Consider the following 25,164-nt stretch of genomic DNA (forward strand, 5'->3'; position numbering starts at 1 on the left):
AGGGAGCGAACGAAGTGAGCGACCGAGTGAGGAGCGCAGCGAGCGTGCGCCCGCCTCGCGGCTGGGGCTTTGGAGGTGTTCGCCGTCGATCCGCGATCAGCCATTTATAAGCGAGCGGCTGGGGCTTTGGAGGTGTTCGCCGTCGATCCGCGATCAGCCATTTATAACTGAGCGGCTGGGGCTTTGGAGGCATTCGCCGTCGGTCTGCCAGGTACTATTTATAAACGAGCGACTGGGGTTTTGAAGATGTTCGCCACCGATCCGCCAGCAACGGCTTATAAATGAGTCGCTGGGGCTTCGGCGGGCTTCACGGCCGATCCGATATCAACTATTTAAAAACGAGCGGCCGGGCCGCCGAAGTCGTTCAGCGCCGACCCGCGGTCGACCACTTATAAACGACCGTACTAATCGTCCAACTCTTCGGCGACGGAGTCGGGGACCGCGTCCGGGCCGCCGGCCGCGGCGTCGGCGATGTCCGCCTCCTCCGGTCCCTCGGCCCCCGACGTGAACTCGGGGTCGAACAGCCGGAGCGCGGTCCGGATCGTCTCCCAGTCGTCCTCGCCGGCGGCGTCCCGGAGCGAGCGCGTCGGGGCCGCGAGCAGTTGGCCGACGAGCGCGTCCGCCAAGTCCTCGACCGTCTCGCGCTGCTCGTCGGTCAGCCCGCCCTGCGCCTCGAGCTTCGACATCGCGCGGTCGAGCTCGCGCGCCTTCACCTGATCCGCGCCGGCGTACATCGCCGAGATGGCGTCGTCCGCGCGCTTGCGCTTGTACGCCCGGAGGATGCGGTCGAGCTCCTCGTCGATGATCGACTCGACCTTCCGGGCCTCCTCCGCGCGGCTCTCGCGGGTCCGCCGGGTGACGTCCTCGAGGTCGTCGATGTCGTAGACGGTGACGCCCTCGCGGGCGCCGGCCGCGGGGTCGACGTCGCGGGGCTGCGCGATGTCGATACAGACGACGCGACCCGCGCCGTCGACGTAGGAGGGGTGGACGACGAGGTCGGGGCTCCCGGTCGCGGTGACGACGAGGTCGGCGTCGGGGATCACCGCGGGGAGGTCAGCGAGCGACACCGCCTCGGCGGAGGTGTCGACCTCCTCGACGACGAACTCCGCGTGCGGCACCGTGCGGTTCGCGACGACGATCTCCGAGACGGCGGTGTCGTCGAGCGTGCGAGCGGCGAGCGTTCCCATCTCGCCGGCGCCGACGACGACGGCGGTCCCGTCGGTCAGGTCGATCTCGCCGGCCGCCAGCCGGACGGCCGCGGAGCCGAGCGAGACGACGCCCTCGTTGATCTCGGTCTCCGTCCGCGCGCGCTCGCCGACGTGGAGCGCCTTCGTCACGGCGTCCTTGAGGACGGGGCCGATCCCGCCGGCGGATTTCGACTCCTCGTAGGCCTCGCGCAGCTGGCCGATGATCTGGTCCTCGCCGAGCACGAGCGACTCCAGCCCGGAGGCGACGCGCATCAGGTGTTCCAAGCTCTCCTCGTGGTCGAGGCGGCGGACCGCGCCGCCGCGAACCTCCGGCGCGAACGTCGACAGCGCCGTCGTCCCGTCGACGGTCCGGTCGGTGACGACGTACGCCTCCGAGCGGTTGCACGTCTGTACCGCGAACGCCTCCTCGACCCCTTCGCGCGCGAGCAGGTCGGAGACGGTCGCGCGGACGCCGTCGCCGCCGGCGGCCTCGATCTCGTCGACGGTCGCGTCGGCGTGGGCGACGCTCACGCCGGCGATCGCACCCGTCTCTCTCATCGACTGAGTACCCCCTCTATCACGGTGTCGGCCTCTTGCCGTCCGTAAGATCTCCCCTTTTGTAAAGCCTTCCAAACCCCCCGGGATCTGACAACGCGTCGGACCGCTTCCCGCCGCTTTTCGGGGGCGACGCCCGCCCCTTTCAGCTCCTCGCGGATCTCCCCCGAGAGCGCAGCCATCTCGCCGGCGCCCTCGATCTCGGCCTCGATCCGCTCCCGCAGCGCCTTCGCGAGCGCGGGGCTCGTCCCCCCCGTCGAGAGCGCCACGGTCACCGGCTCGTCCTCGACCGTCGCGGGCACGACGACGCTCCCGGGGTCGCGGCCGCCCGAGACGTCCGTCCGGTTGACGAGGATTCCCCGATCGAGCGCGGCCGACTCCACGGCGGCGTTGACCGCGGCGTCGTCCGTCGCCGCGACCGCCAGCGCCGGGTCGAGGCGATCGATCCAGTCGGCGACCGCGTCGGCGTCCGGGACCGCGCGGACCAGTTCGACCGACGGGCCGCCCTCGGTTCCGGAGTCGCGGTCGTCCTCGTCGTCCCCGTCACCCTCCGCGCCGCCCGCGCCGTCCGCGAACTCGCGCAGCCGCTCGTCGAACTCTGGGCTGACGACGACCACCCGCGCCGCCTCGTCGAACCCGCGCGCCTTGCGCGAGCCGACGGCGCCGCCGCCGAAGACGGCGACCGTCTCGCCCGCGAGGTCGTGGTAGAGCGGGGTCACGCCGTGTTGCTGTCCGCCCGGTCCGCGATGCGGATACCGGTCTTCTTCAGGATGCGCGTCGAGAACAGGGTGTCCCAGTCGTCGGCGCCGACGTCCCAGTGCTCGTCCATCAGCTCCCTGACCTCCGCGATCCGGCGCTCGCTCTCCGCCTCCGTGCGGCCGTGCGTCATCGCGAAGAAGTTGTACTCCCAGACGCCCGCGTGGCGCGGGCGCTCGTAGCAGTGCGTGACGAAGTCGAGGTCCGCCACCGCGGGCCCGACCTCGTCGAGCACGTCCTCGGGCACGTTCCAGACCGTCATCCCGTTCTCCGTGTAGCCGAGCGCGTAGTGGTTCGGGATGACGCCGACGCGGCGCACCTTCCCCTCCCGCTCGAACCGCTTTATCGTCTCGATCACCCAGTCGATGTCGGCGCCGATCGCGGCCGCGACGTCCGCGTACGGCGTCTCCGTCACCGGGAGCCCGCCCTGGATCTCGACCACGAGGTCGCGCTCGTCCGGAGTGAGCGTCCCGCGGTCGCTGGGCTCCACGTCGGGCCCCAAATCCGACAGGTCCACGTCGCCCTCGGGAACCGGCCCGTCGACGAGGAACTTCGCGCCGACGTGGAACTCCCGGAGCTTCGGGAGGTTGTACGTCTCCTGGCCCGTCGCGGCCTCGATCTCGTCGAGCACCTCCTCGACGCGGTCGCTCCCGTCCTTGTCGGGGTCCGGGTGGTCGGCGACGCTCACCACGAACCACATGTTGAGGTGGGGGTGCTCGCGCTCGTAGTTGTGCGCGACGGCGGTGAACTCGTTGACGGTCTCCGCGATCTCGTCGTAGCGCTCCGGCGGCGCGTGCATCGCGACGAGCGACGCCGCCCCGCCGATCTCCTCGGCGTTGACGAGCGCGCCGAACCGCGAGAGGATTCCCTCCTCGTCGAGTTCGCGGACGCGCTCGCACAGCTCCGGGCCGGTCACGTCCACGCCGCGCTCGCGGAGCGCGGCCGCCGCCCCGTCGAAGGGGCGCTCCGCGACCGGGAACCCCCCCTGGAACGCGTTGATGATCGCGCGGTCGAGCGCCGACAGGTCCGCGTCGACCTCTTGCATGGCCCGACATCGGGCCCGAGCGAGAATAAGCGATCCGGCCTGACGCCGCGAGGCTTCTGACCTGACGCCGCGGGGCTCCTGGCCTGACGCCGCGGGGCTACTCGTCCACGTCTTGCGCGATGTCCGCGAGCGACGAGCGCGGCCCGCGGTTCGCGTCGTACACGGTCCGTTCGCCCGGGACCCGGAGGCCGTACAGCTCGCCGGGCACCACGACGTCGAGAACGACGCTGTCGCCCGGCTCCCGGCCGTTCGCGTCGAGCCACTCGACTAAGCGGTTCGCCCCCTCGCCGGCCTCGCGCGCGAGCCGACGGTTGTCGAACGCGCCGCGGAGGAACCGTCCCGTGGAGTCGCTCGCGACCCGCGCGTGGTACTCCTCGCGGTCGATCGCGACGCGGATCAGGTCGCCCTGACTCACGCCGAGCGCGTCGCAGCTTCCGGACTCGACGCGGCCGTCGAGCGCGTCGTCGTCGGGGAGCCTGACGCAGGGCCGGCGAGTGCCGCCGCTCCGGGCGAGCGAGACGCGAATCGAGGAGACGTCCTCGCCGTCGGAGGGGACGCGAGGCATCGCGGCGTCGTTACTCGTCGGCGTCGTCGTCCGCGTCGCCCTCGCCGAGTGCGGCCGCAACGTCGCCGTCGCCGTCGACGACGCTCGCGTTGATCTGCGCGATGTCGTCGTCGATCTCGCGACCGCGGACGGTGATGCGCTTGCGCTCGCCCTCGCGGGACGGCTCGAAGCCGACGCCGCCCTCGAGGAGGAGCTCCTTCAGGCGCGTGCCGGAGACGTCCTCGCGCATCGGGCGCCCGGTCTCGTCGGATCCGCCGGTGAGTTCGATCGTGTGGTCGGAGAGCCCCACGGCGTCGCCGCCGATCTCGTCGCCGAGTTCGCGACCGAGGAATCGGTTGGCGTCCTGTCCGTCGACCTCTCGCTGGAACGTCTCGCCGGTCTCGGGGTCGGCGACGACGACTTTGAATTCGGCCATGCGCGAACCCAGTCCCCCGCGCATAAAAAGCACGTCGAAACGTCGGAACCGCGGGCCGCGCCGCGCTCAGGCGTCTGCACCGTCGACGCGGACGGTCTCGCGCTCGCCGTCGCCCCACGGGCCCTCGACGAACGCGGCCTCGACCGCGCGGGCGACGGCTTCCGGGTCGTCCGGGCCGCCCGCGTCGGCGACGCTCCCGACCGACTCCGGATCGAACGGCACGTCGAGCGCGTCGTAGACGGGAGCGGTGACCCGCGCGATCGGCTCGGGGTCCGCCGCCGAGACGACGAGGACGCCCGCGACGAGCGCCGCGTCGGCGCGGACGCGCTGGGCGAGCCCCGCGACCTTTCCGCCGCCGCCGACGCGCTCCGCGCCCTCGGTCGCCGCGCCGTCCGCGGTGCGCTCCCCGCCCGCGACCCGAAGCGAGTGGTCGCCCGGACAGAACGCGGCCCGCGGCTCCCCTCGGACCACGTCGGCGCCGAGGTCGCGGAGCGCGTCGCGGAGCGTCTCGGTCGCGGTCTCGTACCGCGAGTCGATCGAGCCGCGGCCGTCGCCGGTCGGCACCGCGACGCCGAACGACAGCGTCGACCCAGTGTACGCGACCGCGCGCCCGCCGACGTCGCGTTCGAGAGGCGGGAACCCCGCCGCCTCGGCCGCCCGCTTCGCCGCCTCGAACCCGGACTCGCGGCCGTCGCGACGGCCGAACGCGACCTGCCGGGGCGGCGCGGTGACGCGCACGGCCGGGACGCCGTCCGCGGCGGACGCGAGCAGGTCCGCCGTCGGCTCGCGGTCCGCGGCGGGCGTCTCGAACTCGCCCCTGTACACGCGCATACCGAATCCGACGAGTGGAGCGCACAAGCCCTTTGCGCCGGGGAGGATTGCCCGTCGGCGCGCTACGAGCGCCGGAGACGAGGCGGCCCGTTCACCGGCGCGTGACACAACAGTTTTGTCGGCTCTGGAAGTGGTTCAGGTATCGATGAGCGACCTCGGCGCGCTGCCGGTCCAAGCGTACCTGACCGCCTGCCTGTTGGCGGGGGTCATCGGGCTCTGGCTCGGCCGGGTCGCGTGGCGCGAGCGCGACGAGCCCGGGGGGATCGAGGTCGCGCTCTACCTGCTGTGCGGCGGCGGCGTCTCCCTCCTGTACGCGCTCCGCGTCGCCGCGCCCGGCGAGGTCGCGATGACGGTCGCGCTCAACCTGGCGACGCCGCTGTTGGGCGCCCTGCCGGTCCTCTGGATCCTCTTCGCCCTCGCGTTCACCGGGCACGACCGCTGGCGCACGGAGAACCGGATCGTCGCGCTCGCGGCGCCGGCGTTCGTCTGGGTCCTGCTGGCGTGGTCGAGCGGCACCCACGGGCTCGCCCGCCGCTCGGTGACGCCGGTCACGGACGGGCCGTTCACGCTGCTCGGCTACGGGCTCGGTCCCGCCGGGGGCGCGTACGTCCTCCTCGCGTACGGGCTGTGCGTCGCCGGCGCGGTCCTCGTCGTCGACCTCTACGAGCGGACGGGGAACCGCTACCGGCTCCAGACGTTCGTCGTCCTGCTGGGCACGCTGTTCCCGTTCCTGGCCGGCATCGCGACGTTCGTCGACGTCGGGAGCTACGCGAACCTCTCGTGGCTGCCGACGGCGTTCGTGATCCACGGCGTGTTCCTCTACGGCACCGTCTTCTGGCTCGGCACCCTCGACGCCGCGGTCGTCGCGCGCGACACCGCCGTCGAGGTGATGCAAGACCCCGTGATCGTCTCCGGGTCCGACGGCCGCATCCGCGACCTCAACCCCGCCGCGGAGGCGATCCTCCCGCCGGACGCCGTCGGCTCGTCGCTGTCGGAGGCGTTCCCGCGCTTAGAGGTCGGCGACGAGCACCCGATCGGCATCGGCGACCGCCAGTTCGACATCCAGGAGAACCCGATCACCGACCCCCGGGGCACCGACCGCGGGCACGTCTTCCTGCTCCGCGACGTGACCGCCCGCGAGGAGCGACAGACCGAACTCGAACGTCGGGAGGCCGAGCTCGAACGGCAGAACGAGCGCTTAGAGGAGTTCGCCGGCGTCGTCTCGCACGACCTCCGGAACCCGCTCGCCGCCGCGTCCGCGGCCGTCGAACTGGCCCGCCGGCGCGGCGACGACCCGGACGGCGCCTTGGAGCGGGCCGCGAACGCCCACGAGCGGATGGACGACATGATCGAGGGACTGCTCGCGCTGGCGACGGCGGGGGAGACGGTCGACGAGGTCGACCGCGTCTCGCTGGACGCGACGGCCAGGCGGGTCTGGTCGCGGCTGGAGACCGCGGACGCGACGCTGACCGTCGAGGGCGACGCGACCGCGCTGGCCGACCGCGACCGCCTCGAACAGCTGCTCTCGAACCTGTTCCGTAACGCGATCGACCACGCGGGCGAGGACGTCGCCGTCACCGTCAGCGTCGCGACCGACGGCGACGGGGTCACGCTCGTGGTCGGCGACGACGGCCCCGGGATCCCGCCCGCCGAGCGCGAGCGCGTCACCGATCGCGGCGTCTCGCTCGGCGGCGGCACGGGGCTGGGGCTGGCCATCGTCGGCGACATCGCCGAGGCGCACGGGTGGACGCTCTCGGTCGCCGAGTCCGACGCCGGCGGCGCGGAGTTCGTCATCGAGGGGATGGAGGCGGCGGAGCAGTGACCGACGCAACGGTCTCGCTCCCCGCGGACGTGATCGAGCGGTACGAGAAGTTCTCGCGGTTCAACTCCCCGTATCCCGCTCACGACCGCGGCCGCGCGGTCGACCTCTATCCCGGCGACGGCGTCGGGCGATCCCCGGTCGCCGGGACCGTCCGCGAGGTCCGCACCGTCGGCTGCCCCGACCGCCCGTACGCGGCCGCCGAGGACCACCTGATCGTCGTCGCCCTCGACGACGAGTGGTGCGCCCGCGCCGGCGCTCCCGCCGGCACCGTCGCCCGGATCCTTCACGTGATCCCGGAGGTGGCCCCGGGCGACCGGGTCACCGTCGGCGACGCGCTCGGGCCGACGACTCGCTCCGGCTTCTTCGGGCAGTGGGTCGACGACCACGTTCACCTCGGCTTCCGCCCGCCGGGCGCGAACCCCCGCCGAGCCAGCGGCTCGTTGCCGGTCGCCGCGGACGCTCCGGCCGAGCCGGTCGCGTGGGACGGGACGGGGACCGTCGTCGAGCGCGGCCCGACGCACGTCGTTCTCGACGGCCCGCGGCGCGCGGACTCGGCCCGCCCCGGGTCCGGCCCGGCGTTCGCCGCGCTCGCGAGCGACGAGGGAGTCCCCCTCGACGGCGGGCTGACGCACTACGCGGGCGGCGGGACGTTTCGAGGAACCGACGAGACGCTCGAAGCGGACGATACCCTGTCCCTGTTTGGCACGCGAGTCGGGACGGCGGCCGAACACGGCGGCGGATCGGCCGCGGGAGGGCTCCGCGTCGAGTGGGTCCCCGTCGACGTCCTCGCGAACGGCGAGCGCGTCACCGGGCTGTCGCTGTTCGCGGCGCGCGGCGACCGGTTCGGCGTGAAGGTGGTCTGCCCGGACCGCGAGTTCGCGATCGGGGAGTCGGTGACGGTCGACATCGTCCCGAGCGACGACCCGATCCGCCTCGGCGTCGGGTGAGCGAGGAGGAATACGGTAAAGCGGTTCACCCCGCCTCGGCGCCGTCAATCGCCGGCCCGTTGTCCCCCGTTTCCGGGGGCTACAAGCCGTCCCGGGATATTCCCCGGAACATGGACCGCACGGAGATCGCGGCGATGGACCCGCTCCCTGACGGGGCGACGGCGTTCGTCAGGCGGAAGTTAGAGGACGATCACGGCTACCTCTCGTGGCTGAACACGGAGGTAGAGACGATCGAACGCGGCCGGGTCGTCCTCTCGATCCCCTTCGACGACAAGCTCACGAACGCGGACGGCCGGACGATCCACGGCGGCGTGGCGGCGACGCTGATCGACACCGCGGGGGGCGTCGCCCAGCGCACGACGTTCGAGGACCCGCTCGACGGCGGCGTCGCGACGGTGAACCTCAACGCGAACTACCTCCGCCCCGCGGACGGCGACCTCCGCGCGGAGGCCGAGGTGGTCAGAGCCGGCGGCTCGATCGGCGTCAGCGAGATGACGGTCACCACCGCCGGAAACGGGGGGGAGGGAGCCGCGGGAGACGACGCGAGCGACGCCGACCGCTCGGAGGTCGTCGTCGGTCAGGGCTCGTTCCGGCTGTTCCGCGAGTAGCCGGGGAGGTCGGCAAGGATCGCGTCGAGGGCCGCACCGTCCGCAGTCGCGTCCGCGTCGTCGTCACCGTTGAGCGCCGCCGCCAGCGCAGCGACCGGCTCGCGGTCGACGCGGTCCGCGGCGGCGCGTACGACGACCGACTGCTCGCCCAGCGAGACGAACCCGCAGCCCAGCCGCTCGGCCGTCTCGCGGAGGCCGAGGCCGGCGTCCGCGTCGCCGGCGGCGACGGCGCGGACCGGGCTCTCGAACGCCTTCGCGGTCCGCTCGTAGCCGTCGATATCCCCGGCGAGCGCGCGGCGGTCGGCGTCGCGCTCGGCCGCGAGGTCGTCGAGCGCCGCGTCGAGGCTGCGCCGGAGCCCCGAGACGGTCGGGCGGTTGCGGAGGCGGAGGTCGCGGTCGACGAGGTCCGCGAGCCCCTCGATCCCCTCGGGGTTCCCGCCGGGGACGACGAGCCCCCACTCGCGGGTCCAGCCGCCGAGCTCCGCGGCGTCGACGTCGCGGTCGGTCGGCCCCGCGGTCACGGCCACGTCCGGGACGCCGTCGCGGAGGCGGCGGAGCCCCTCTCGCGAGCCGACCGGGAGGTAGCGAGGGTTGTCGAGCCGGTCGAGCAGGCGGTTGAGCGCGGGGTCGTCCTCCCCGACCCCGAGCAGCGTCGGCGGGCGAACGTCGGGCGAGAACAGGTCGACGGAGACCGTCTCCCCGACGTCGAGGTACTCGGTGTCGGGGTCGACCGCGACGACGCCGTCCGCCTCGACGAGGCTCGTCGTCGCGCCGGAGCCCTTGTCGACCGGGTAGACGAGCGGGCGATCGTCGCCGCCGTCCGTCGCGCTCTCACCGAGGTCGAGCAGCCCCACCGGCATCAGTCGCAGGCGGCCTTCGCCGTAGCGCTCGCCGACGCCCATCCGGCCCTCGACGGTCGCCGTCGCCGGCTCCGGCTGGCCGGCGGCCTCGCGGATCGCGGGCGCGACGAACGTCCGGAAGATCGTGAGCGCCGACACCGGGTAGCCGGGGAGACCGATGTAGGCGGACTCGCTTCCCCGGGAGTCGTCCGCCTCTTCGGTACGGTCGAGCCGCCCGACGAGCATCGGCTTGCCGGGTTTGACGGCCACGCCGTGGAGAAGCAGCTCGCCGCGCGCCTCGATCACGCGGTAGATCACGTCGACCGCGCTCGCCGAGGTCGACCCCGATGAGAGCACGAGGTCGCACTCGTCGGCCGCCCGGCGGAGCAGCCGCTCCATCTCCTCGTAGTCGTCGCCGGCGTGCGGGTACAGCACCGGCTCGCCGCCCGCCTCCTCGACGCCGGCGGCGATCGTCGTCGAGTTCACGTCGTATATCTCGCCGCGCGAGGGGTCGAGCTCTTCCCCGGGTCGGACCAGCTCGTCACCGGTCGAGACGATGCCGACGCGCGGCCGTCCCCTGACCGGGACCTCGTCGACGCCGAGCGCCGATAGCAGCCCGATCTCGCGGGGCGTGAGCCGCGTTCCGGGTCCGAGCGCGCGGGCGCCGGCGGCGATGTCCGTCCCCGCGGTCATCACGTGGTCGCCGGGCGCGACCGAGGTTCGGACCGCGATCCGGGCGGAACCCTCGTCACCGTCGCCGCCCCCGCCGACCTCGTCGGTGCGCTCGACCATCACGACCGCGTCCGCGCCGTCGGGCATCACCGCGCCCGTGGAGATCTCGGCGCACGTCCCCGGTTCGACCGTCACGTCTGGCGCCGCGCCCGCGTGGACCGCGCCGACGAGGTCGAGCTCGGCGGGGTCGGCCTCGTCGGCGCCGAAGGTGTCGCGCGCCCGCACCGCGTACCCGTCCATCGAGGCGCGGTCGAAGCCCGGCACGTCGATGTCGGCGTCGACGCGCTCGGCGAGGACGCGCCCGCGGGCCTCGCGCAGCGGGACCGTCTCCGGCGCCGGCGAGAGGTCGAGCGACGCGATCGCCTCGCGGGCGGCCTCGGGGGTCGCGAGGTCGCGGAACTCCTTGCGGTCGCTCATTCGGTCACCTCCCACAGCTCCACGTCGACGGCCTCGCCCGCGTCGAGCCCCTCCCGCGGCTCGGGGACGACGACCCAGCCGTCCGCGAGCGCGACGCTCGAGAGGATGCCGGAGCCGCTGGCGCGAGTCGGCGTCGCGGTCGGGAGCGCGTCGTCCGCGGAGTCCGCGTCGCCCTCGGCCGGCTCGTCGTCCGAGAGCGACACCCGCGCGAACGTCCGCACGCCGGGCTCGCTGGCGACCTTCCGTTCGAGCGTCGCGCGGCGCGTCGGGAACGGCTCGGCCTCGGTCCCCCCCGCGCGCTTCAGGGCGGGCCGGAGGAACTGCGCCGCGTTGACGATACACGCGACCGGGTAGCCGGGTAAGGAGACGATCGGCGTCCCTTCGGCCTGACCGAGACACACCGGGTGGCCAGGCTTTAACGCGACGCCGTGGACGAGCACCTCGCCGAGGCCGTCGACGACCTCGGGGATCAGGTCGCGCTCGCCGACCGAGGATCCCCCCGTGGTGACGACCACGTCGGCGTCGAGGTCGGCCGCGACCGCCTCGCGCAGCGCGTCCGGGTCGTCGGTGACGACGTCGCGGTAGCGCGCCTCGCCGCCCCAGCGCTCGACGAGCCGGGAGACGGTGAGCCCGTTCGTCTCGATCACCTCGCCCGGGCCGGGGTCGGACTCGACCAGCTCCTCGCCGGTCGGGATCACGGCGACCTCGGGCGGCTCGCGGACGGTCACGCTATCGAGGCCGACCGAGCGCAGGAGGCCGAGGTCGGAGGGGCGCAGGACGTGGCCGGGCTCGTACAGCCGCTGGCCGTCGGCGACGTCCTCGCCGGCCTCGCCGACGTTCTCGCCGGTCGCGACCGCGTCGAACACCTCCACCTCGTCGCCGACTTCTTCCACCTGTTCGATCATCACGACCGCGTCCGCGCCCTCGGGCACCGCGCTGCCGGTGTGGACGCGCGCGGCCTCGCCGGGCGCGACCGCGTCGACCTCGGCGGATTTCGCCGCGAGGACCGCGGGCGAGCGGTCGCCCGCGCCGAAGGTGTCGCTCGCGCGGACCGCGTAGCCGTCCATCGCGGCCCGGTCGTACCCCGGAACCGGCGCGGGCGCGTCGATCGGTTCGGCGACGACGCGGCCGTCCGCCGCCTCGACCGGGACCGATTCCGTCCGGTCGCGGGGGGTGACGGCGTCGAGCAGCGTCGCCCTCGCGTCCGCGACCCGGGTCCGTCGCTTGAACCCGGACTCGCGTCTGTCGTGGCTCATGCGATCACATTCGCGGCCGCGGGCAAAAACCCCGTTCTCCGCGCGGCGCGGCCGGCGGCCCCGTCGTCCACTCGCCGTCAGCCCCGCTGCGCCGTCAGGCGAACCAGGACAGCAGCCGCCGCGTGCGGTGGACCGACTGGAGCGCGGCGACCTTCGCGGCCACGGCGCCGTCCACCGCGGTCCGCTTGGTGGCCCGCGCGCCTCGGGCTGCCCCGGTCCGGGCGTAGTACGCCGACCGGCGCCCGGCCGCGCCGACGTAGTGTTTCGCCGCCATCCGGATCGGCGCGCGGCGCCCCTCGACGCTCGTCGTGCCGCGGCGGATCGCCGCCAGCACGTCGTCGGCCGTGACCTCGCGGACCGACTCGGCGCCTTCGACCGTCAGCTCCGTGAACGCCCGGCCGACGTACTGGAGGTGATGCGCGTCGCTCGCGGCGACGCCGGGGTAGCCGTGCTCGGCCGCGAACCGCCGCGCGCGACGGTTGCGATACCCGGTGAACAGCCACGCGTTGAACACCTCGATCGCGTCCACCTCGGCGACCGCCGCGGCTGGTCCCGGGTCCGGGCCCGGGTCCGGGTCAGCTTCGACGCCTTCGCCTTCCGGGGCGCCGTCGGCCGCGACGGGCTCGTCCGCGTCCGCGGCCGACCCGGGCGTCGGGATGTTGCGCTGGCGGACGCCGTGACGCGATCGCTGGAACGGGTGCGGGACGATGGCGACCCCGCCGCGGTCGCGGATCCAGCGGACCGTCTGGGCGTACGAGCGCCCGCGGGGCGGCATCCGGTCGACGCCGATCGCGAGCAGGTGCCCGTGCGCGGTCGACACCTCCACGCCGGGAATGCCGATCAGCCCGTACTCGGGGGCGATCTCGGCCGCTCGCTTCGACTCCCGGATCACGTCGTGGTCGGTGATGACGACCGCGTCGAGCCCGATCTCGGCCGCGTGTTCGAGGATGAGCTCGACCGGCTCGTGCCCGTCGTAGCTGCCCTCGGAGTGGACGTGCGGGTCGATACTGACGGTGACGCTGGACACGCTCGGACTACGCGGCGGCGGGTATATAAATGGGCGAACGACGGCCGTCGGACGACCGCCTCGCGTCCCCTCGCAAATCGACTCGCGGCTGGGGCTTTGGCGGTTTTCGCCGCCGATCCGCCAGCAGCCATTTATAAACAAGCGGCTGGGCTTCAGGGTGGGTCACCACGGGTTGCCACACGGTCGAGAGCGGTACCGATTTCACGCCGCCGGTCGAGCGAGGGTCCATGCCCGGACTGTACTACGAGGAGTTCGAGGTCGGCGAGACCATCGAGCACGCGAAGCGACGGACGATAAGCGAGGCCGACAACCAGCGCTTCTGCGACATGACGATGAACCAGCAGCCGCTCCACCTCGACGCCGACTTCGCCGAGGAGACCCAGTTCGGCGAGCGGTTGGTGAACGGGCTGTACACGATGTCGCTCGCGGTCGGGGTCTCGATTCCGGAGACGACCGACGGCACCATCGTCGCGAACCTCTCGTACGACGACGTCGAACACCCGAACCCGGTGTTCCACGGGGACACGATCCGCGCGCAGTCGACGGTCACCGACAAGCGGGAGACGAGCGACGGCGAGCGCGGCGTCGTCACCATGCGCGTGGAGGCGTTCAAGCTCGTCGACGGGGACGACGACGTCCTCGTCTGCGAGTTCGAGCGGACGGTGCTCTCCGAGAAGCGGCCGGAGGAGGACGGGAGCGACGCGGACGACTGACGCGCGGTTCCGTCGAACTCAGTCCTCCTCGCCGGCCAACAGCAGCCCGAGGTAGGAGGTGCGGACCTGCTCGTCCGCGTCGAGGCCGAGCCGGTCGAGCGCGTCGACCGCCGCCTCGCGCGTCGCGTCGACCTCGCCCTCTTCCTCGACCTCCCGCTCGATCTCGACGTACTCGTCGAGCCCGGTGACGGCGTCGAGCGTCACCGTGAACCCGTCGTACGACCAGAACTCGCGGCGCTTCTCCACCGTCGCGGCCGGCTCGAACCCGAGCCCGGAGAGGACCGCGGCGAGCGCCTCGCCGTCGTCGACGCCCGTCTCGTGTTCGGCCCGCGTCTTCGAGGCCGCCTCGAGGAGCGGCCCTTTATAAGTAACCGTCGCAGACGCGGCGGGTTCGGCGTCCGACAGCGCCTCTCCCTCCGACGACGAGCCCCCGTCCTCCGCCAGCGGCGTCTCGCGCCGGATCCGGAGCGCCTCGTCCGTCTCGGCGAACTCGCGGTGCGGCGCGTCGTAGTAGGTGTCGCGCTGGCGGCGCGCGTCGACGCGCTCGGCGCCGGCCTCGCGGAGTCGCTCCCGCGTCGCCTCCAGGTCGGCCGGGACCTTGATCTCGACCTCGTACATGGCCGAGGGTGCGGCCGGGGCGTTCATAAGCGGCGCGGGACGCGGCGGACTTCCGGGACCGGTCGACCGAGGTTTCGCGGGGACCCGACCCGGGCGACGCGCCGCAGTCTCCCGTTCGTCGGCGGCCTTCGGGCCGAACCGTGCTTCTTAAGGGTGTAACAGGTGACGTTCGGGTATGAGCGATCAGGAGCAAGCGGACGCGGCCGACGAGGCCGAGGAGACCGAGACCGAGACTGACGCCGACGGACTCGAGGACGGCGACTTCGTCCGCGTCGCGTACACGATTCGAACGGCCGACGACGGCCGCGTCATCGACACCACCGACGAGGAGACGGCCGAGGACGCCGAGATCGACGTCGACGAGTACGAGTTCGAGCCCCGCATCATCGCGCTCGGTGCCGGCCACGTGTTCCCCACCGTCGAGGAGGCGTTCGTCGGCGGCGCCGTCGGCGACGAGGGCACGGTCGACGTCCCCGCCGAGGACGCCTTCGGCGAGTACGACCCCGACGAGGTCGAGACGGTCAAGGCCGACAAGATCCCCGAGGACGACCGCTACCCCGGCGCGCAGGTCCAGATCGACAACCAGCAGGGCCACCTCGAGACGATCATCGGCGGCCGCGCCCGCGTCGACTTCAACCACCCGCTGGCCGGCGAGGACCTCGAGTACGAGTACGAGATCCTCGAGGCGATCGACGACCGCGAAGAGCAGGCCGCCGGCATGCTCGGCATGTACCTCCAGGAGGCGCCGGAGGTCCGCATCGAGACGGAGACCGAGGAAGAGGAGACCGTCACCGAGGACGACGACGGCGAGGAGACCGTCGAAACCGAGGAAGTCGAGAAGGACGTCCTCTACGTCACGGCGACGCAGGCGATGCAGATGAACCAGCAGTGGATGTTCCAGAAACAGCAGATCGCGCAGGACCTCATGGACCGCCTCGACCTCGACCGCGTGGTCATCGAGGAGGTCATCGAGGGCGGCGGGATGGGCGGTCTCGGCGGCATGATGGGCGGCATGGGCGGCGCCGGCGCCGGCGACGTCGACATCGAGGAGGCGCTCGAAGACGTCGACGTCGACGCCGACGAGATCGTCGACGAGATCGACGAAGAGTAGTCGACGCCGCTTCCCTACCTCCGCGGCTCTACCGTTTTTATTGCCCGGCGAGCGACCGCATCGCCGGGCGAACGGATCCCTTTTGCCCGGCGACGCGCCCACACCGAGTATGGAGATCGAACGGGCACGCGAGGACGCGCTCGTCGCCGGGGTCGCGGGCGCGGCGACGGTCGCGATCGCGCTGCTGTCGAGTTTCACCGGCGTCGTCTCTGTCCCGACGCTCCCGACGCTGGCGCCGCTCGCCGTGTACGCGCTGTACCTCTTCTCGCGCAAGGGCGGGCCGTACGGGGCCGTCGACACCGCGCGGAACTGGGCCGTCGCGGCGGCCCTCGTCGGCGTGATCGTGATCCTCGCGTCCGCCGCGCTGTAGGCTCGGAGCGCCAACGGACGGCCGCGTCAGGCGATGTCGCGGCTCGTGTCGACGGCGACCTCGTCGGTGAGCTTCAGCTTCAGCGGCTCCTCGAGCGCGGCGCCCCCCCGGAACTTGGGGACGACGAGGCGGTTCGCGATCTCGGTCCCGGTGACGGTGGTGCGCAGGTCGAACACCACGTCCGCGACCTGCTCCGTGACGCGTCGCGTCCGCGGGTCCTCGCCGCCGCGGAGCGCGTGGAGCAGCGCGACCCCCTCGGCGCCGACCACCCGTGACCGCACGTCGTCGAGGAACTCCGCGTACGCCGCCGGGGACGCGCTCTCTTCTACCGGCCCCACGGAGTCGACGATCAGCGTGCCCTCCTCGGGGAGATCGTCGGTCAGCGACGCCAACTCGTGGAGGTCGCCGGCGTCGTCCGTGGCCTCGACGCTCGTCTCCTCGTCGCCGTCGCGGCTGAGCGCCGCCGCCACCGCGTCGGCTGACCGGACGGTCGTCAGGTAGCGGCACTCTCGGACCCGGGCGAACCGGTTCAAGATGAGTTCGGACTGGCTGTCGGGGTTCGCCTTCAACACGACGACGCTACCGCTCGGGAGCCCTCCGCCGAACTGTCGGTCCAGCACCGAGATCCCAGTCGGAAGCGTCTCCATACGATCGCTGCCGCCCGTGGACGCTTGGGTCTGTCGATGGCGGCTCTCTCGGCCGCTCGTGACCCCGTCGCCCGCCGTTCCGGCGTCGCCGGTAGGTGCGATCCTCACGCGATCTGCCACCCGCTCGCCGCCGTGGTCTCACCGAGTCGCGAGGCGAGGCCGTCGTACGCGTTCCGCACGGCCGGGTCGGAGAGCGGGGCGCCCCCGCCGTCCGGAATCGCGCCGAGGACTGGACAGCCGAGCAGCGTCGCCACCCGGTCCGGCACGTCCGTCTCGCCGATCACGACCGCACCGACCGGCGGACAGTCCAGCCGACGGGCGATCGCCGCCGTCTTCGCGGCGTCGCGGAGCGCGGCGCGTCGGAGCGGCGTCGCGATCAGCGCCCGGTCCGCCGCCCGAAGCGGCGCGGCCACGTCCGGCGACGCGCCCGCCGGACTGTCGAGTAGGACCGGTGCGCCCTCGGGCGTCACGCCGTCGAGCGCGCCGAACGCCGCGCCCGCGTCGACCGACCGCGGCGTGTCCGGCGCGGCGAGGACCGTCGGCGCCGAGCGACCCGGACGGATCGGCTCCGTCCGGCGGACCGCGTCGAGGACGGTCCGCGCGTCCGACCCGTCGGCGTGACGGTCGGCGCCGGGCGGCGGCCCCCCGGCTCCGGTCTCGGTTGGGCCCTCGGACCTCGTCTCCGCGGCCAGCCGCGCGAGGTTCGGGAGGTCCCAGTCGGCGTCGGCCGCGACGACCGGCGCGCCGCGGCGCGAGAGCGCGCGGGCGAGTCCGAGGGTGGTCGTCGTCTTTCCGCTTCCGCCCTTGCCGCCGGCGACGGCTATCACGGCGGGCGTGGGTCGGTATCCGGTATAAAAAGTCGGCCGTAAACTAGCGTTAGTCCTGGCAGCAGCCGCCGGCCTCGCCGCCGAAGTCGACGGCGAGGGGCTCGGAGATGGCCTCGTTGACCGCTTCGAGCGTGTCCTCGAGCTCGTCTTGCGCGTCGAGGTACTCGCTCATCACCGGCATCGAGTGGAGCTCGTCTTGCGCCTCCTGGACGCGCTGGAGCCCGTCGTTCGTCGCCTGTCCGGTCTGCCGGGCCTGCATGAACTCCGCGCGCAGCTGCTCGAACTCGTCGATCCGCTCTTGGACTTCCTCGTCGCGCTGGACCGCGGCTCTCGCCTCCTCGAAGCGCTCGTACTCCGGGGTTTCGGCGATCCGCTCGCCGAGCTCTCGGCCGAGGTCCTCGATGGAGACCTGTTCGACGCTCATATCCGGACATCGTGGCCGAGCGGTTTGAACCTGCCGGAGCCGGGGGTCGGCGGGGTCAACAGGATCGGCCTCGGGCGTCCGCTATGCGGTCCGGGACGCCACGAACTCGACGACCGCTTCGAGCTCCTGCGGACCGATCCCGTGCCCGCCGGGGAAGCTGCCGTGGCTGACGTCGGCGCCGGCGGCTTCGAGCCGCTCGACCGCCGCCGTCGTCCGCGACTCGGGGATCACGCGATCGCCTGCGCCGGCGCCGACGAAGACGGGCTTGCCCTCGATCCCGTCCGGGTCGAGGTCGGCGTGCGACTCGGCGAGGTAGCCGTGGAGCGCGACGACCCACGCGTAGCGATCGGGGTCTTCCAGCAGGAGCGAGAGGCTCGTGATCGCGCCCTGGCTGAACCCGAGCAGGCCGATCCGGTCGGCGCCGAGCCCGTAGGCGTCGACCGCGCCCTCGACGCTCTCGACGATCAGGTCGAGGCTCCGGCGGAAGTCCTCGGCGTCGGGCTGGCTCGACTCCAAGCCGCCCGCCGAGAGGTCGAGCTCGTACCACGTGTACCCGCCCTGGAGCGGGTCGGGCGCGCGGAGGCTGACGACGTGGTGGCCGTCCGGCAGTTCGGCGGCGACCGGGAGCAGGTCCTCCTCGTCGGCGCCGCGGCCGTGGAGGACGAAGACGGCGGGCGCGGGCTCGTCGTCGGTCCCGTCGTCGGGGGCGACGTGGACGTGTTCGAGCGGAATGTCGGTCATCGGTGCGCGGTTGACGAGGGCGGCGGTTAGGTCCGTCGGCCGCGGCAGGCACACGAGGGCGCTCGGCGAGAGCGAACACCGGCCGACGCCGTCGACCCCGGAGCTGGTAACCGGGAGGGGTTACACCATCCGTCGCCGAACGCGCCGTTTAACCGTCCTGCCGCACAATTCGCTCGATATGAGCGGCTCCACGGAGGGCGACCTCACGAAGACGGGGATGGCCCTGAAACACGACCGCGAGTGGGACTACGAACTCGACCGAATCCTCGAGGCCATCGAGGAGCGCGACGCCTCGAAGGTCGGTCTTCAATTCCCCGAGGGGCTCAAGCGCCGCGGCCCGAAGGTCGCGGACGACCTCCGCGAGGTCGCGCCCGACGACGTCACCTTCATGCTCTCCGGGCAGCCCTGCTACGGCGCCTGCGACCTCGACACGTACCTGATGCGCCGCACGGACGTGTTCGTCCACTTCGGCCACACGCCGATGAAGGAGTCCGACAGCATCGTCTACGTCCCCCTCTTCTCGAACGTCGACCCCTTCCCGATCATGGAGGACGCGCTCGAGGAGGAGCTGACCGCGCCCGAGGAGGACGCCGACGTGGGGCTCGTCACGACGGCCCAGCACATGAACCGCTTCGAGGAGATGACCGACTGGCTGGAGGAGCGCGGCTACGAGGTCCACACCCGCCGCGGCGACGACCGCCTCACGAAGGAGGGGCAGGTGCTCGGCTGTAACTACGCCTCCGCGGACATCGACGCCGACCAGGTGCTGTACGTCGGCGGCGGGAAGTTCCACCCGGTCGGGCTCGCGATGGAGCACCCCGATAAGCGCGTGGTCATCGCCGACCCGGTCAACAACGCCGTCTCGGTCGCGGAACACGACCAGTTCCTCAAGCAGCGCTACGCCGCGGTCCACAAGGCGATGGACGCCGAGAAGTGGGGCGTCATCTTCTGTACCAAGATCGGGCAGGGCCGCTGGGAGAAGGCCCAGGAGATCGTCGACAACAACGACAACGCCTACCTGATCACCATGGACGAGGTGACGCCGGACCGCCTGCGCAACTTCGACATGGACGCGTTCGTCAACACCGGCTGCCCGCGGATCACGACCGACGACGGCCCGCGGTTCCACAAGCCGATGTTAACGCCCGGCGAGTACGAGGCCGCCATCGGCGAGAAGCCGCTCGACTCGATCGAGTTCGACACGTTCCACGACACCTGGTAGGGCGGCGCGGAGCGCCTTTCGAACGATAGCGAGCGTGCGCTGCCCTCGCGGCTGGGGCTTTGGAGGAGTTCTTCGGGGTATCTGACTCTGTTACCATTCTCTGGACGCGCTGTTTCTCCGCCATCGATCGCTCAGTACAGACGTAGCGACGAGCGATTTCGGGAGTGAGTGTCGTACGTCGTGAGTGAAGTTGTTTATAAGTAGAATCTCGGTTTAGCCGTTGGCTGTTTATAACTGGTTGACGCTGCTGCGGCGAGTGCCTCCAAATCCCCAGCCGCGAAGATGGCGCACGCTCGCTGCGCTCCTCGCTCAGTCGCTAGGGCTCCTTCGCTGCGGTGCTTACGTCGCCTGCGCCATCTTCGCGGCTGCCCCTTTGAGTCCCACCCGCACCGCACAGCACCCGCACCTCACGCCTCCCCAGCCTCGTCGCTGGCGGTCTTCGCTTCGCTCGACCGCCAGCGACTCCCTCGCGCCGTCGGTTCGCGGCCCTTCGGGCCGCTCACCGGGGCGCGCCACCGCCTGCCGTTTATAAGCACTCGTCGCCGTCACTCACGGTTATTTAAATACGATATCGCGGCAGCCGATCTGAGATACCCACTTCCGAAATCGCTCGTCGCTACGTCTGTATTGACGGTAATCGCAGTGGAAAATATCACTTACAGAGCATTTAAACAGACTCTTATATTTCTATTTTTTCTTGGATGCGGTAGGTGAGAAGCTTGGGACAAATCGCCGTAAAGCAAACGCAACAGTAGATGATACAATCCCTATTGGGACGCCATACAAAATTGCTGACCCCACGCCGGTTAAAAGCCCATAGTCAGGTTGGGGGTGATTAAGCGAGATGACAGCATACAGGGTAGAGCCGCTCATGATGATGACGGCGACGGCGATACTCACGAGTATTCCGGCGTTTCGATACGCCTGTATCCCTCCGAGGATAATTGCCGATATCGTGACTCCAAATGGGCTCATAAGCAAATCAAATGAGTTTCCCATACCGGAATTTCCAACAAGATAGAGTTGACAGAAGAACAGGGTCATGAGAACGACCGAGTACCCGAGATACCGAAGCGATAGCTCCGACGACTTGCCCAAAAGAAACGATTCCAACCGCGAATCCATAGATAGCGATAGTTTACTGGTTGTATAAGCTTTCATCTAGAGAGTTCGCGGGAAATCAGACATATGGATATCACCGAATCTCCTTTCTGATTCGGTTCCATCCTAACGGGCCGTCACGCCTCGCCCGGCGGGTTCACGAACAGTCCGTCGACGACGAGGGCGCCGGCCGCGAGCGACCCGCCGGCGACGGGGAGCGTGTACCCACGGACGACGAGCGATGTCGCCGCGTACGCGGCGCAGAACGCGAGCGGGATCGCGAGCAAGACGAGGTCCGCGCGGTCGACTCCGCCGAGGCCCGAAGACCGGGCCTCCCCGTGCCACCCGCTCATTCCATGTACCCCAGGTCCCGAAGCTTCTGCGCGATCTGTTTGGCCTCTGCCTCGGAGACCCCCTCGTCGGACTCCATCTCTTGGACGACGACGTGTTTCACGAACTCCTTCACCGAGCCGAACGGCTCGTCCTCGATGTACGCCTCGACGTCCGCGACGAACTCCTTCCGCAGCGAAATCGTGGTGTAGTCGCTCATTGCCGAACCCCTCTCACCGCGGGTTGATAAATCTTAATTACATCTAATTACCGCCTTCGGGCCCGAAGACCTCGTCCGCCGACGGAAGACGGGTTCGAGAGGACCTCCGTGCCGCGACCCGGCCGTACCGATCCCGCCGGATCCTCGGCCCTTTTGAGGAAGCGACCCGTGGTTGTGATCGATGACGACGAACGACGGCCACATCTCCACCACGCACATCGGTAGCCTGCCGCGACCCCCGGAACTGCTCGACCTGCTCACTCGCCGGCAGGACGGCGAGTCGGTCGACCCCGACGAGTGGGACGAGACGGTCGCGGACGCGACCCGCGACGTCGTCGATCGACAGGTCGAGACCGGCCTCGACGCGATCAACAACGGCGAGCAGTCCCGCGTCTCGTTCAACTGGTACGTCGCCGACCGGCTGAGCGGTATCGACGGGAAGCGGGAGACCGAGCTGTGGGCCGACCTCCAGGAGTTCCCCTCCTACGCCGAGGAGACGTTCAAGACCGACGTGATCGACCTCTCGATGCACCCGGTCGTCACCGAGGCGGTCGAGTACACGGGCCGCGAGGAGGCGGAGGCCGAGATCGACGGGTTCACCGACGCGCTCGCGGCCGCCGACCGCGACGTCGACGGTGCGTTCATGACCGCGGCGTCGCCGAGCGTCGTCACCGCCACGCACGTCGACGACCACTACGGGGACTACGAGGAGTACCTGTTCGCGGTCGCCGAGGCGATGAAGACGGAGTACGAGATCATCGCCGACGCCGGGCTCACGCTCCAGATCGACGCCCCGGAACTGCTGACGGTCGGCCACACCGCGGCGTACGCCGACGAGCCGCTAGAGGCCGCGAAGGACGCGACGCGGCTCCACGTCGAGGCGCTCAACGAGGCGCTCGCGAACGTGCCCGCGGAGCAGGTCCGGCTCCACACCTGCTGGGGCAGCTACGAGGGGCCCCACCACCTCGACACGGACCTCGCCGAGATGCTGCCGCTGATCTACGAGGCCGACATCACCGGGCTCAGCGTCGAGCAGGCGAACCCGCGCCACCAGCACGAGTACCGCGCGTTCGCCGAACATCCGGTGCCCGACGGCTGGACGCTCATGCCGGGCGTCGTCGACGTGAAGACGAACGTCATCGACCACCCGGAGACGATCGCGGACCGCCTTGAGCGCGTCGCGGACGCCGTCGGCGACGGAACACCGCTGACCGCTGCGCCCGACTGCGGGTTCGGCACGCAGGCCGGCCTCGGTATGGTCGACCCCGAGATCGCGTGGGCGAAGCTCGAAGCGCTCGTCGAGGGCGCGGAGATCGCGAGCGAGCGGCTCGCCTGAACGGACGGCGAACGGCGCGCTGCGACGCGAAATGGTTCTCACGTTGACTCGTCTCCCGCTAACGTTTATCACGTAAGCGGACGCCCGTTCAGGGAAGGATCTCCGCGATGTCCACAGTCAGGGGTTCGATCGCCGCCGTCCTCGTCGCGAGCACGCCGGACCGAGCGGCGGCGCTGCGGGCGTCGCTGGAGCGCGACGACGACCGCCTCGCCGTCGAACCGGTCGCGACGGTCGACGCGGCGCTGGAGATCCTCCGGGACTCGCCGGTCGACTGCGTGGTCGCGGTCGGTCGACCCGCGGAACCGACCGGCCTCCCCGCCGTCGAGGCGGTCCGCGACCGGTACCCGACGCTCCCGATCGTCTTCTGCCCCGACGAGGCGCTCGACGCGTCGGGCGTGGCCGAGGCGTTCGACGCGGGCGCCACAGACGTCGCGAGGGCGTCGACCGATTCGGACCGAGCGCCCGTTCTCGTTCGCCGCATTTCGAACGCCGTCGCGTCCGCCCGCGCGGTGGCGGAGGCGGAGCGACAGCGCGACCGCCTCGAGGGGTTCGTTCAGGGCGTCTCGCACGACCTGCGAAACCCCCTCAACGTCGCCCAGGGACGGCTCGAGATGGCGCGGAGCGAGGGAGACCTCGAACACGTCGACGCCGCGGCGTCCGCGGTCGACCGGACGCTCGAACTGATAACCGACCTGCTGACGCTGGCGAAGCAGGGCGAACAGCCCGAAGGGCTCGAACCGGTCGACCTGTCCGCCCTCGCCGACGAGTGCTGGGCGAACGTCGCGACCGGCGAGGCGACGCTCGTCGTCAACAGCGACCGGCAGATCCTCGCGGACAGGGGCCGACTGAAGCGGCTCTTGGAGAACCTGTTCCGGAACAGCGTGGAACACGGCGGCGAAGACGTGTCCGTCGCCGTCGGGGACATCTCGCCGATATACACGACGACGCGGGCCGGCGCCGTCCTCCCGTCGGGGTTCTTCGTCGAGGACGACGGCCCGGGGATCCCCGACGACGAGCGCGACCGCGTGTTCGAGGTGGGGTACACGACCGACCGGAACGGGACCGGGTTCGGCCTCAACATCGCCTCCGAGGTCGCCAGCGCTCACGGGTGGGAGATCGCGGTCTCGGAGGGCCCTCGCGGCGGCGCGAGGTTCGAGATAACCGGCGTCGAACACGAGGACTGACCCGGCTCGGGTCGACGCACGGTCTCGGCGGGATCAGCGCGATCGCGCCGCGCGCTCCACGTACGCGACAGCTTCCGCCGGCGACTCCGCCGCCTCGACGCCGTCGACGCCGTGCGTGTCGAGCCCGGCCACGGGGCGGCCCTGCGCGAGCGCGAGCCCGACCTCCGAGAGCGTTCCCGGACCGCCGTCGACCGCGATAGCGGCGTCGCCGTTCATCACGACGAGCGCGTTGCGCGCGTGCCCCATCCCCGTCGCGATCGGGGTCGTGACGTGCGGGTTCGCGTCACCGCGGTCATCCGTCGGGAGGACCCCGATCGTCTCGCCGCCGGCCGCGCGGGCGCCGCGGCAGACGGCCTCCATGACGCCGCCGAGGCCGCCGCAGACGACGACGTGGCCGCGCTCCGCGAGCCGCTCGCCGAGGGCCTCCGCGACCGCCGCCGTCTCCCCGTCGATCGAACTCCCGCCGATGACGCTGACTCGCATGCGCTCACCACGCCGGGGCGGCAGTAAAAGCGACCGGTAGCTCCCGGCTTTCCGCGGGAAGGGCCCCGTTCGCGTCGATTCTCGGCGTTGAGACCGTCACTGAAACCCTTATCACTGTTCGCCGTGAATGAGAGCTATGACGTACGATACCGTCGTGTTCGACAACGACGGTGTCCTCGTGGGCCGCACGCGCTTCGACGTGCTCCGGGACGCGACCCGGAACGCGTTCGAGGAGTGCGGCGTCGAGGAGCCCGATCCGGACGACGTAGAGCAGATGACCATCGGTGCGACCCCCGGCAGCGTCGGCACCGTCTGTCAGACGTACGACCTCGATCCGGGGTCGTTCTGGCGGACGCGCGACGACGTGGTGTCGCGGGCGCAACAGCAGGAGGCCCGCGAGGGGCGCAAGACCCCCTACGACGACCTCGACGAGCTCCAGGACCTCGACGTCCAGATGGGGATCGTCTCGTCGAACCAGCAGGCGACCGTCGACTTCCTCGTCGACCACTTCGACGGCTTCGACCGCATGGGCGCCGCGTACGGCCGCGAGCCGACGATCCACTCGCTCCAGCTCCGCAAGCCGAACCCCCACTACATCGAGCAGGCGCTCGGCGACCTCGACGCGGGGAACGCCCTGTTCGTCGGCGACAACGAGTCGGACGTCCGCGCGGCCGAGAACGCCGGGATCGACTCGGCGTTCATCCGCCGCCCGCACCGCCGCGACTGGGAGCTGAACGTCTGGCCGACCTGGGAGATAGACCGGCTCTCCGACCTCCACGACATCGTGGAGTGAGGCCGCGTCCCTCCCGCGTACTCCGCGTCCCGGCAGCGACGC

At 71.2% G+C, this 25,164-nt stretch carries 28 protein-coding genes; 10 read left to right on the forward strand and 18 right to left on the reverse strand.

Features of this window, described 5'->3' with window-relative positions; all coding sequences use genetic code 11:
* Positions 1-404: 404 nt before the first annotated feature.
* The 6 genes from hemA to DVK07_RS15100 form a co-directional block, all read right to left on the reverse strand.
* Positions 405-1,745, reverse strand: coding sequence for a glutamyl-tRNA reductase (hemA, locus tag DVK07_RS15075; RefSeq protein ID WP_121597824.1), 1,341 nt, complete (start codon positions 1,743-1,745; stop codon positions 405-407).
* Complete coding sequence (locus tag DVK07_RS15080; RefSeq protein ID WP_121597825.1) at positions 1,742-2,461, reverse strand: bifunctional precorrin-2 dehydrogenase/sirohydrochlorin ferrochelatase; 720 nt, start codon at positions 2,459-2,461, stop codon at positions 1,742-1,744. The genes hemA and DVK07_RS15080 overlap by 4 nt, the downstream gene beginning before the upstream one ends.
* The gene (locus DVK07_RS15085; protein ID WP_121597826.1) at positions 2,458-3,543 is read right to left on the reverse strand and encodes an Lrp/AsnC family transcriptional regulator; all 1,086 of its coding nucleotides are present in this window, start codon (positions 3,541-3,543) and stop codon (positions 2,458-2,460) included. The genes DVK07_RS15080 and DVK07_RS15085 overlap by 4 nt, the downstream gene beginning before the upstream one ends.
* A 97-nt stretch (positions 3,544-3,640) precedes the next feature.
* A complete protein-coding gene (locus tag DVK07_RS15090) occupies positions 3,641-4,108 on the reverse strand; it encodes a hypothetical protein (protein ID WP_121597827.1) in 468 nt (155 codons plus the stop codon).
* A gap of 10 nt (positions 4,109-4,118) precedes the next feature.
* Complete coding sequence (locus tag DVK07_RS15095) at positions 4,119-4,523, reverse strand: 30S ribosomal protein S6e (protein WP_004596146.1); 405 nt, start codon at positions 4,521-4,523, stop codon at positions 4,119-4,121.
* A 66-nt stretch (positions 4,524-4,589) separates the two neighbouring features.
* Entirely contained in the window at positions 4,590-5,354 is a 765-nt protein-coding gene (locus DVK07_RS15100; RefSeq protein WP_121597828.1) for a lipoate--protein ligase family protein, read from the reverse strand.
* Between the two features lie 145 nt (positions 5,355-5,499).
* On the opposite strand from DVK07_RS15100, the gene DVK07_RS15105 reads away from it, so the two are divergent.
* The 3 genes from DVK07_RS15105 (at position 5,500) to DVK07_RS15115 (ending at position 8,731) form a co-directional block, all read left to right on the forward strand.
* A complete protein-coding gene (locus DVK07_RS15105; RefSeq protein WP_121597829.1) occupies positions 5,500-7,176 on the forward strand; it encodes a histidine kinase N-terminal 7TM domain-containing protein in 1,677 nt (558 codons plus the stop codon).
* Positions 7,173-8,123, forward strand: coding sequence for a hypothetical protein (locus DVK07_RS15110; RefSeq protein WP_121597830.1), 951 nt, complete (start codon positions 7,173-7,175; stop codon positions 8,121-8,123). Before DVK07_RS15105 ends, DVK07_RS15110 begins: the two co-directional genes overlap by 4 nt.
* Positions 8,124-8,233: 110 nt before the next feature.
* Entirely contained in the window at positions 8,234-8,731 is a 498-nt protein-coding gene (locus DVK07_RS15115) for a PaaI family thioesterase (protein ID WP_121597831.1), read from the forward strand.
* Here DVK07_RS15115 and DVK07_RS15120 read toward each other — a convergent pair.
* The 3 genes from DVK07_RS15120 to DVK07_RS15130 all read right to left on the reverse strand — a co-directional run bounded on the left by DVK07_RS15120 (position 8,701) and on the right by DVK07_RS15130 (position 13,002).
* On the reverse strand, positions 8,701-10,719 hold the full coding sequence (locus DVK07_RS15120) for a molybdopterin biosynthesis protein (protein ID WP_121597832.1): 2,019 nt from the start codon (positions 10,717-10,719) through the stop codon (positions 8,701-8,703). The genes DVK07_RS15115 and DVK07_RS15120 overlap by 31 nt on opposite strands.
* A complete protein-coding gene (glp, locus tag DVK07_RS15125; protein WP_121597833.1) occupies positions 10,716-11,975 on the reverse strand; it encodes a gephyrin-like molybdotransferase Glp in 1,260 nt (419 codons plus the stop codon). The genes DVK07_RS15120 and glp overlap by 4 nt, the downstream gene beginning before the upstream one ends.
* 94 nt (positions 11,976-12,069) lie before the next feature.
* The gene (locus tag DVK07_RS15130; protein ID WP_121597834.1) at positions 12,070-13,002 is read right to left on the reverse strand and encodes a PHP domain-containing protein; all 933 of its coding nucleotides are present in this window, start codon (positions 13,000-13,002) and stop codon (positions 12,070-12,072) included.
* Positions 13,003-13,229: 227 nt separating this feature from the next.
* On the opposite strand from DVK07_RS15130, the gene DVK07_RS15135 reads away from it, so the two are divergent.
* Positions 13,230-13,715, forward strand: a complete 486-nt coding sequence (locus tag DVK07_RS15135; protein WP_121597835.1) for a MaoC family dehydratase — start codon at positions 13,230-13,232, stop codon at positions 13,713-13,715.
* Positions 13,716-13,733: 18 nt separating this feature from the next.
* Here DVK07_RS15135 and cyaB read toward each other — a convergent pair whose 3' ends face one another.
* Positions 13,734-14,333 carry a class IV adenylate cyclase gene (cyaB, locus tag DVK07_RS15140; RefSeq protein WP_121597836.1) on the reverse strand — a complete coding sequence of 200 codons (600 nt, stop codon included), beginning with the start codon at positions 14,331-14,333 and terminating at the stop codon, positions 13,734-13,736.
* A gap of 175 nt (positions 14,334-14,508) precedes the next feature.
* Here cyaB and DVK07_RS15145 point away from each other — a divergent pair, with 175 nt between their 5' ends.
* Together DVK07_RS15145 and DVK07_RS15150 are read left to right on the forward strand one after the other, a co-directional pair.
* Positions 14,509-15,444, forward strand: a complete 936-nt coding sequence (locus DVK07_RS15145; RefSeq protein WP_121597837.1) for a peptidylprolyl isomerase — start codon at positions 14,509-14,511, stop codon at positions 15,442-15,444.
* Between the two features lie 109 nt (positions 15,445-15,553).
* On the forward strand, positions 15,554-15,814 hold the full coding sequence (locus tag DVK07_RS15150) for a hypothetical protein (RefSeq protein WP_121597838.1): 261 nt from the start codon (positions 15,554-15,556) through the stop codon (positions 15,812-15,814).
* Between the two features lie 26 nt (positions 15,815-15,840).
* On the opposite strand, the gene DVK07_RS15155 is transcribed toward DVK07_RS15150, so the two are convergent.
* The 4 genes from DVK07_RS15155 to DVK07_RS15170 all read right to left on the reverse strand — a co-directional run bounded on the left by DVK07_RS15155 (position 15,841) and on the right by DVK07_RS15170 (position 18,453).
* On the reverse strand, positions 15,841-16,461 hold the full coding sequence (locus tag DVK07_RS15155; RefSeq protein ID WP_121597839.1) for a transcriptional regulator: 621 nt from the start codon (positions 16,459-16,461) through the stop codon (positions 15,841-15,843).
* Positions 16,462-16,565: 104 nt separating this feature from the next.
* Positions 16,566-17,288 carry a P-loop NTPase gene (locus DVK07_RS15160; protein ID WP_121597840.1) on the reverse strand — a complete coding sequence of 241 codons (723 nt, stop codon included), beginning with the start codon at positions 17,286-17,288 and terminating at the stop codon, positions 16,566-16,568.
* Between the two features lie 49 nt (positions 17,289-17,337).
* Positions 17,338-17,712 carry a YlbF family regulator gene (locus tag DVK07_RS15165; RefSeq protein ID WP_017343000.1) on the reverse strand — a complete coding sequence of 125 codons (375 nt, stop codon included), beginning with the start codon at positions 17,710-17,712 and terminating at the stop codon, positions 17,338-17,340.
* A gap of 81 nt (positions 17,713-17,793) precedes the next feature.
* Positions 17,794-18,453 (reverse strand): alpha/beta hydrolase, encoded by a 660-nt coding sequence (locus tag DVK07_RS15170; RefSeq protein WP_121597841.1) that lies wholly within the window; start codon positions 18,451-18,453, stop codon positions 17,794-17,796.
* A gap of 178 nt (positions 18,454-18,631) precedes the next feature.
* Here DVK07_RS15170 and dph2 point away from each other — a divergent pair, with 178 nt between their 5' ends.
* Positions 18,632-19,675 (forward strand): diphthamide biosynthesis enzyme Dph2, encoded by a 1,044-nt coding sequence (dph2, locus tag DVK07_RS15175; protein ID WP_121597842.1) that lies wholly within the window; start codon positions 18,632-18,634, stop codon positions 19,673-19,675.
* A 687-nt stretch (positions 19,676-20,362) separates the two neighbouring features.
* Here the strand turns inward: dph2 and DVK07_RS22275 are convergent.
* The 3 genes from DVK07_RS22275 to DVK07_RS15185 all read right to left on the reverse strand — a co-directional run bounded on the left by DVK07_RS22275 (position 20,363) and on the right by DVK07_RS15185 (position 21,326).
* Complete coding sequence (locus DVK07_RS22275; protein WP_147441181.1) at positions 20,363-20,719, reverse strand: hypothetical protein; 357 nt, start codon at positions 20,717-20,719, stop codon at positions 20,363-20,365.
* 194 nt (positions 20,720-20,913) lie between these two features.
* The gene (locus tag DVK07_RS15180) at positions 20,914-21,129 is read right to left on the reverse strand and encodes a hypothetical protein (protein ID WP_121597843.1); all 216 of its coding nucleotides are present in this window, start codon (positions 21,127-21,129) and stop codon (positions 20,914-20,916) included.
* Positions 21,126-21,326, reverse strand: a complete 201-nt coding sequence (locus tag DVK07_RS15185; RefSeq protein ID WP_007993996.1) for a hypothetical protein — start codon at positions 21,324-21,326, stop codon at positions 21,126-21,128. The genes DVK07_RS15180 and DVK07_RS15185 overlap by 4 nt, the downstream gene beginning before the upstream one ends.
* A 181-nt stretch (positions 21,327-21,507) precedes the next feature.
* On the opposite strand from DVK07_RS15185, the gene DVK07_RS15190 reads away from it, so the two are divergent.
* Together DVK07_RS15190 and DVK07_RS15195 are read left to right on the forward strand one after the other, a co-directional pair.
* Entirely contained in the window at positions 21,508-22,662 is a 1,155-nt protein-coding gene (locus tag DVK07_RS15190) for a cobalamin-independent methionine synthase II family protein (protein ID WP_121597844.1), read from the forward strand.
* Between the two features lie 107 nt (positions 22,663-22,769).
* On the forward strand, positions 22,770-23,846 hold the full coding sequence (locus DVK07_RS15195) for a HAMP domain-containing sensor histidine kinase (protein ID WP_121597845.1): 1,077 nt from the start codon (positions 22,770-22,772) through the stop codon (positions 23,844-23,846).
* 33 nt (positions 23,847-23,879) lie between these two features.
* Here DVK07_RS15195 and DVK07_RS15200 read toward each other — a convergent pair whose 3' ends face one another.
* On the reverse strand, positions 23,880-24,329 hold the full coding sequence (locus DVK07_RS15200; RefSeq protein WP_121597846.1) for a TIGR00725 family protein: 450 nt from the start codon (positions 24,327-24,329) through the stop codon (positions 23,880-23,882).
* Positions 24,330-24,465: 136 nt separating this feature from the next.
* Between DVK07_RS15200 and DVK07_RS15205 the strand changes: the two genes are divergently transcribed.
* A complete protein-coding gene (locus tag DVK07_RS15205) occupies positions 24,466-25,122 on the forward strand; it encodes an HAD family hydrolase (protein WP_004598188.1) in 657 nt (218 codons plus the stop codon).
* Positions 25,123-25,164 lie beyond the last annotated feature (42 nt).

The sequence above is a fragment of the Halorubrum sp. Atlit-26R genome (assembly GCF_003666015.1).
Lineage (GTDB): Archaea > Halobacteriota > Halobacteria > Halobacteriales > Haloferacaceae > Halorubrum.

Bases quoted from the DNA above. Each gene is read 5' to 3' on its own strand.
- DVK07_RS15100 (WP_121597828.1), bottom strand. From the start codon at position 5,354: ATGCGCGTGTACAGGGGCGAGTTCGAGACGCCCGCCGCGGACCGCGAG.
- DVK07_RS15155 (WP_121597839.1), bottom strand. From the start codon at position 16,461: ATGGAGACGCTTCCGACTGGGATCTCGGTGCTGGACCGACAGTTCGGC.
- DVK07_RS15090 (WP_121597827.1), bottom strand. From the start codon at position 4,108: ATGCCTCGCGTCCCCTCCGACGGCGAGGACGTCTCCTCGATTCGCGTC.
- DVK07_RS15135 (WP_121597835.1), top strand. From the start codon at position 13,230: ATGCCCGGACTGTACTACGAGGAGTTCGAGGTCGGCGAGACCATCGAG.
- DVK07_RS15205 (WP_004598188.1), top strand. From the start codon at position 24,466: ATGACGTACGATACCGTCGTGTTCGACAACGACGGTGTCCTCGTGGGC.
- DVK07_RS15185 (WP_007993996.1), bottom strand. From the start codon at position 21,326: ATGAGCGACTACACCACGATTTCGCTGCGGAAGGAGTTCGTCGCGGAC.
- DVK07_RS22275 (WP_147441181.1), bottom strand. From the start codon at position 20,719: ATGACCCTGTTCTTCTGTCAACTCTATCTTGTTGGAAATTCCGGTATG.
- hemA (WP_121597824.1), bottom strand. From the start codon at position 1,745: ATGAGAGAGACGGGTGCGATCGCCGGCGTGAGCGTCGCCCACGCCGAC.
- DVK07_RS15095 (WP_004596146.1), bottom strand. From the start codon at position 4,523: ATGGCCGAATTCAAAGTCGTCGTCGCCGACCCCGAGACCGGCGAGACG.
- glp (WP_121597833.1), bottom strand. From the start codon at position 11,975: ATGAGCCACGACAGACGCGAGTCCGGGTTCAAGCGACGGACCCGGGTC.
- cyaB (WP_121597836.1), bottom strand. From the start codon at position 14,333: ATGTACGAGGTCGAGATCAAGGTCCCGGCCGACCTGGAGGCGACGCGG.
- DVK07_RS15165 (WP_017343000.1), bottom strand. From the start codon at position 17,712: ATGAGCGTCGAACAGGTCTCCATCGAGGACCTCGGCCGAGAGCTCGGC.
- DVK07_RS15190 (WP_121597844.1), top strand. From the start codon at position 21,508: ATGACGACGAACGACGGCCACATCTCCACCACGCACATCGGTAGCCTG.
- DVK07_RS15105 (WP_121597829.1), top strand. From the start codon at position 5,500: ATGAGCGACCTCGGCGCGCTGCCGGTCCAAGCGTACCTGACCGCCTGC.
- DVK07_RS15145 (WP_121597837.1), top strand. From the start codon at position 14,509: ATGAGCGATCAGGAGCAAGCGGACGCGGCCGACGAGGCCGAGGAGACC.
- DVK07_RS15150 (WP_121597838.1), top strand. From the start codon at position 15,554: ATGGAGATCGAACGGGCACGCGAGGACGCGCTCGTCGCCGGGGTCGCG.
- DVK07_RS15200 (WP_121597846.1), bottom strand. From the start codon at position 24,329: ATGCGAGTCAGCGTCATCGGCGGGAGTTCGATCGACGGGGAGACGGCG.
- DVK07_RS15120 (WP_121597832.1), bottom strand. From the start codon at position 10,719: ATGAGCGACCGCAAGGAGTTCCGCGACCTCGCGACCCCCGAGGCCGCC.
- DVK07_RS15115 (WP_121597831.1), top strand. From the start codon at position 8,234: ATGGACCGCACGGAGATCGCGGCGATGGACCCGCTCCCTGACGGGGCG.
- DVK07_RS15195 (WP_121597845.1), top strand. From the start codon at position 22,770: ATGTCCACAGTCAGGGGTTCGATCGCCGCCGTCCTCGTCGCGAGCACG.
- DVK07_RS15085 (WP_121597826.1), bottom strand. From the start codon at position 3,543: ATGCAAGAGGTCGACGCGGACCTGTCGGCGCTCGACCGCGCGATCATC.
- dph2 (WP_121597842.1), top strand. From the start codon at position 18,632: ATGAGCGGCTCCACGGAGGGCGACCTCACGAAGACGGGGATGGCCCTG.
- DVK07_RS15170 (WP_121597841.1), bottom strand. From the start codon at position 18,453: ATGACCGACATTCCGCTCGAACACGTCCACGTCGCCCCCGACGACGGG.
- DVK07_RS15180 (WP_121597843.1), bottom strand. From the start codon at position 21,129: ATGAGCGGGTGGCACGGGGAGGCCCGGTCTTCGGGCCTCGGCGGAGTC.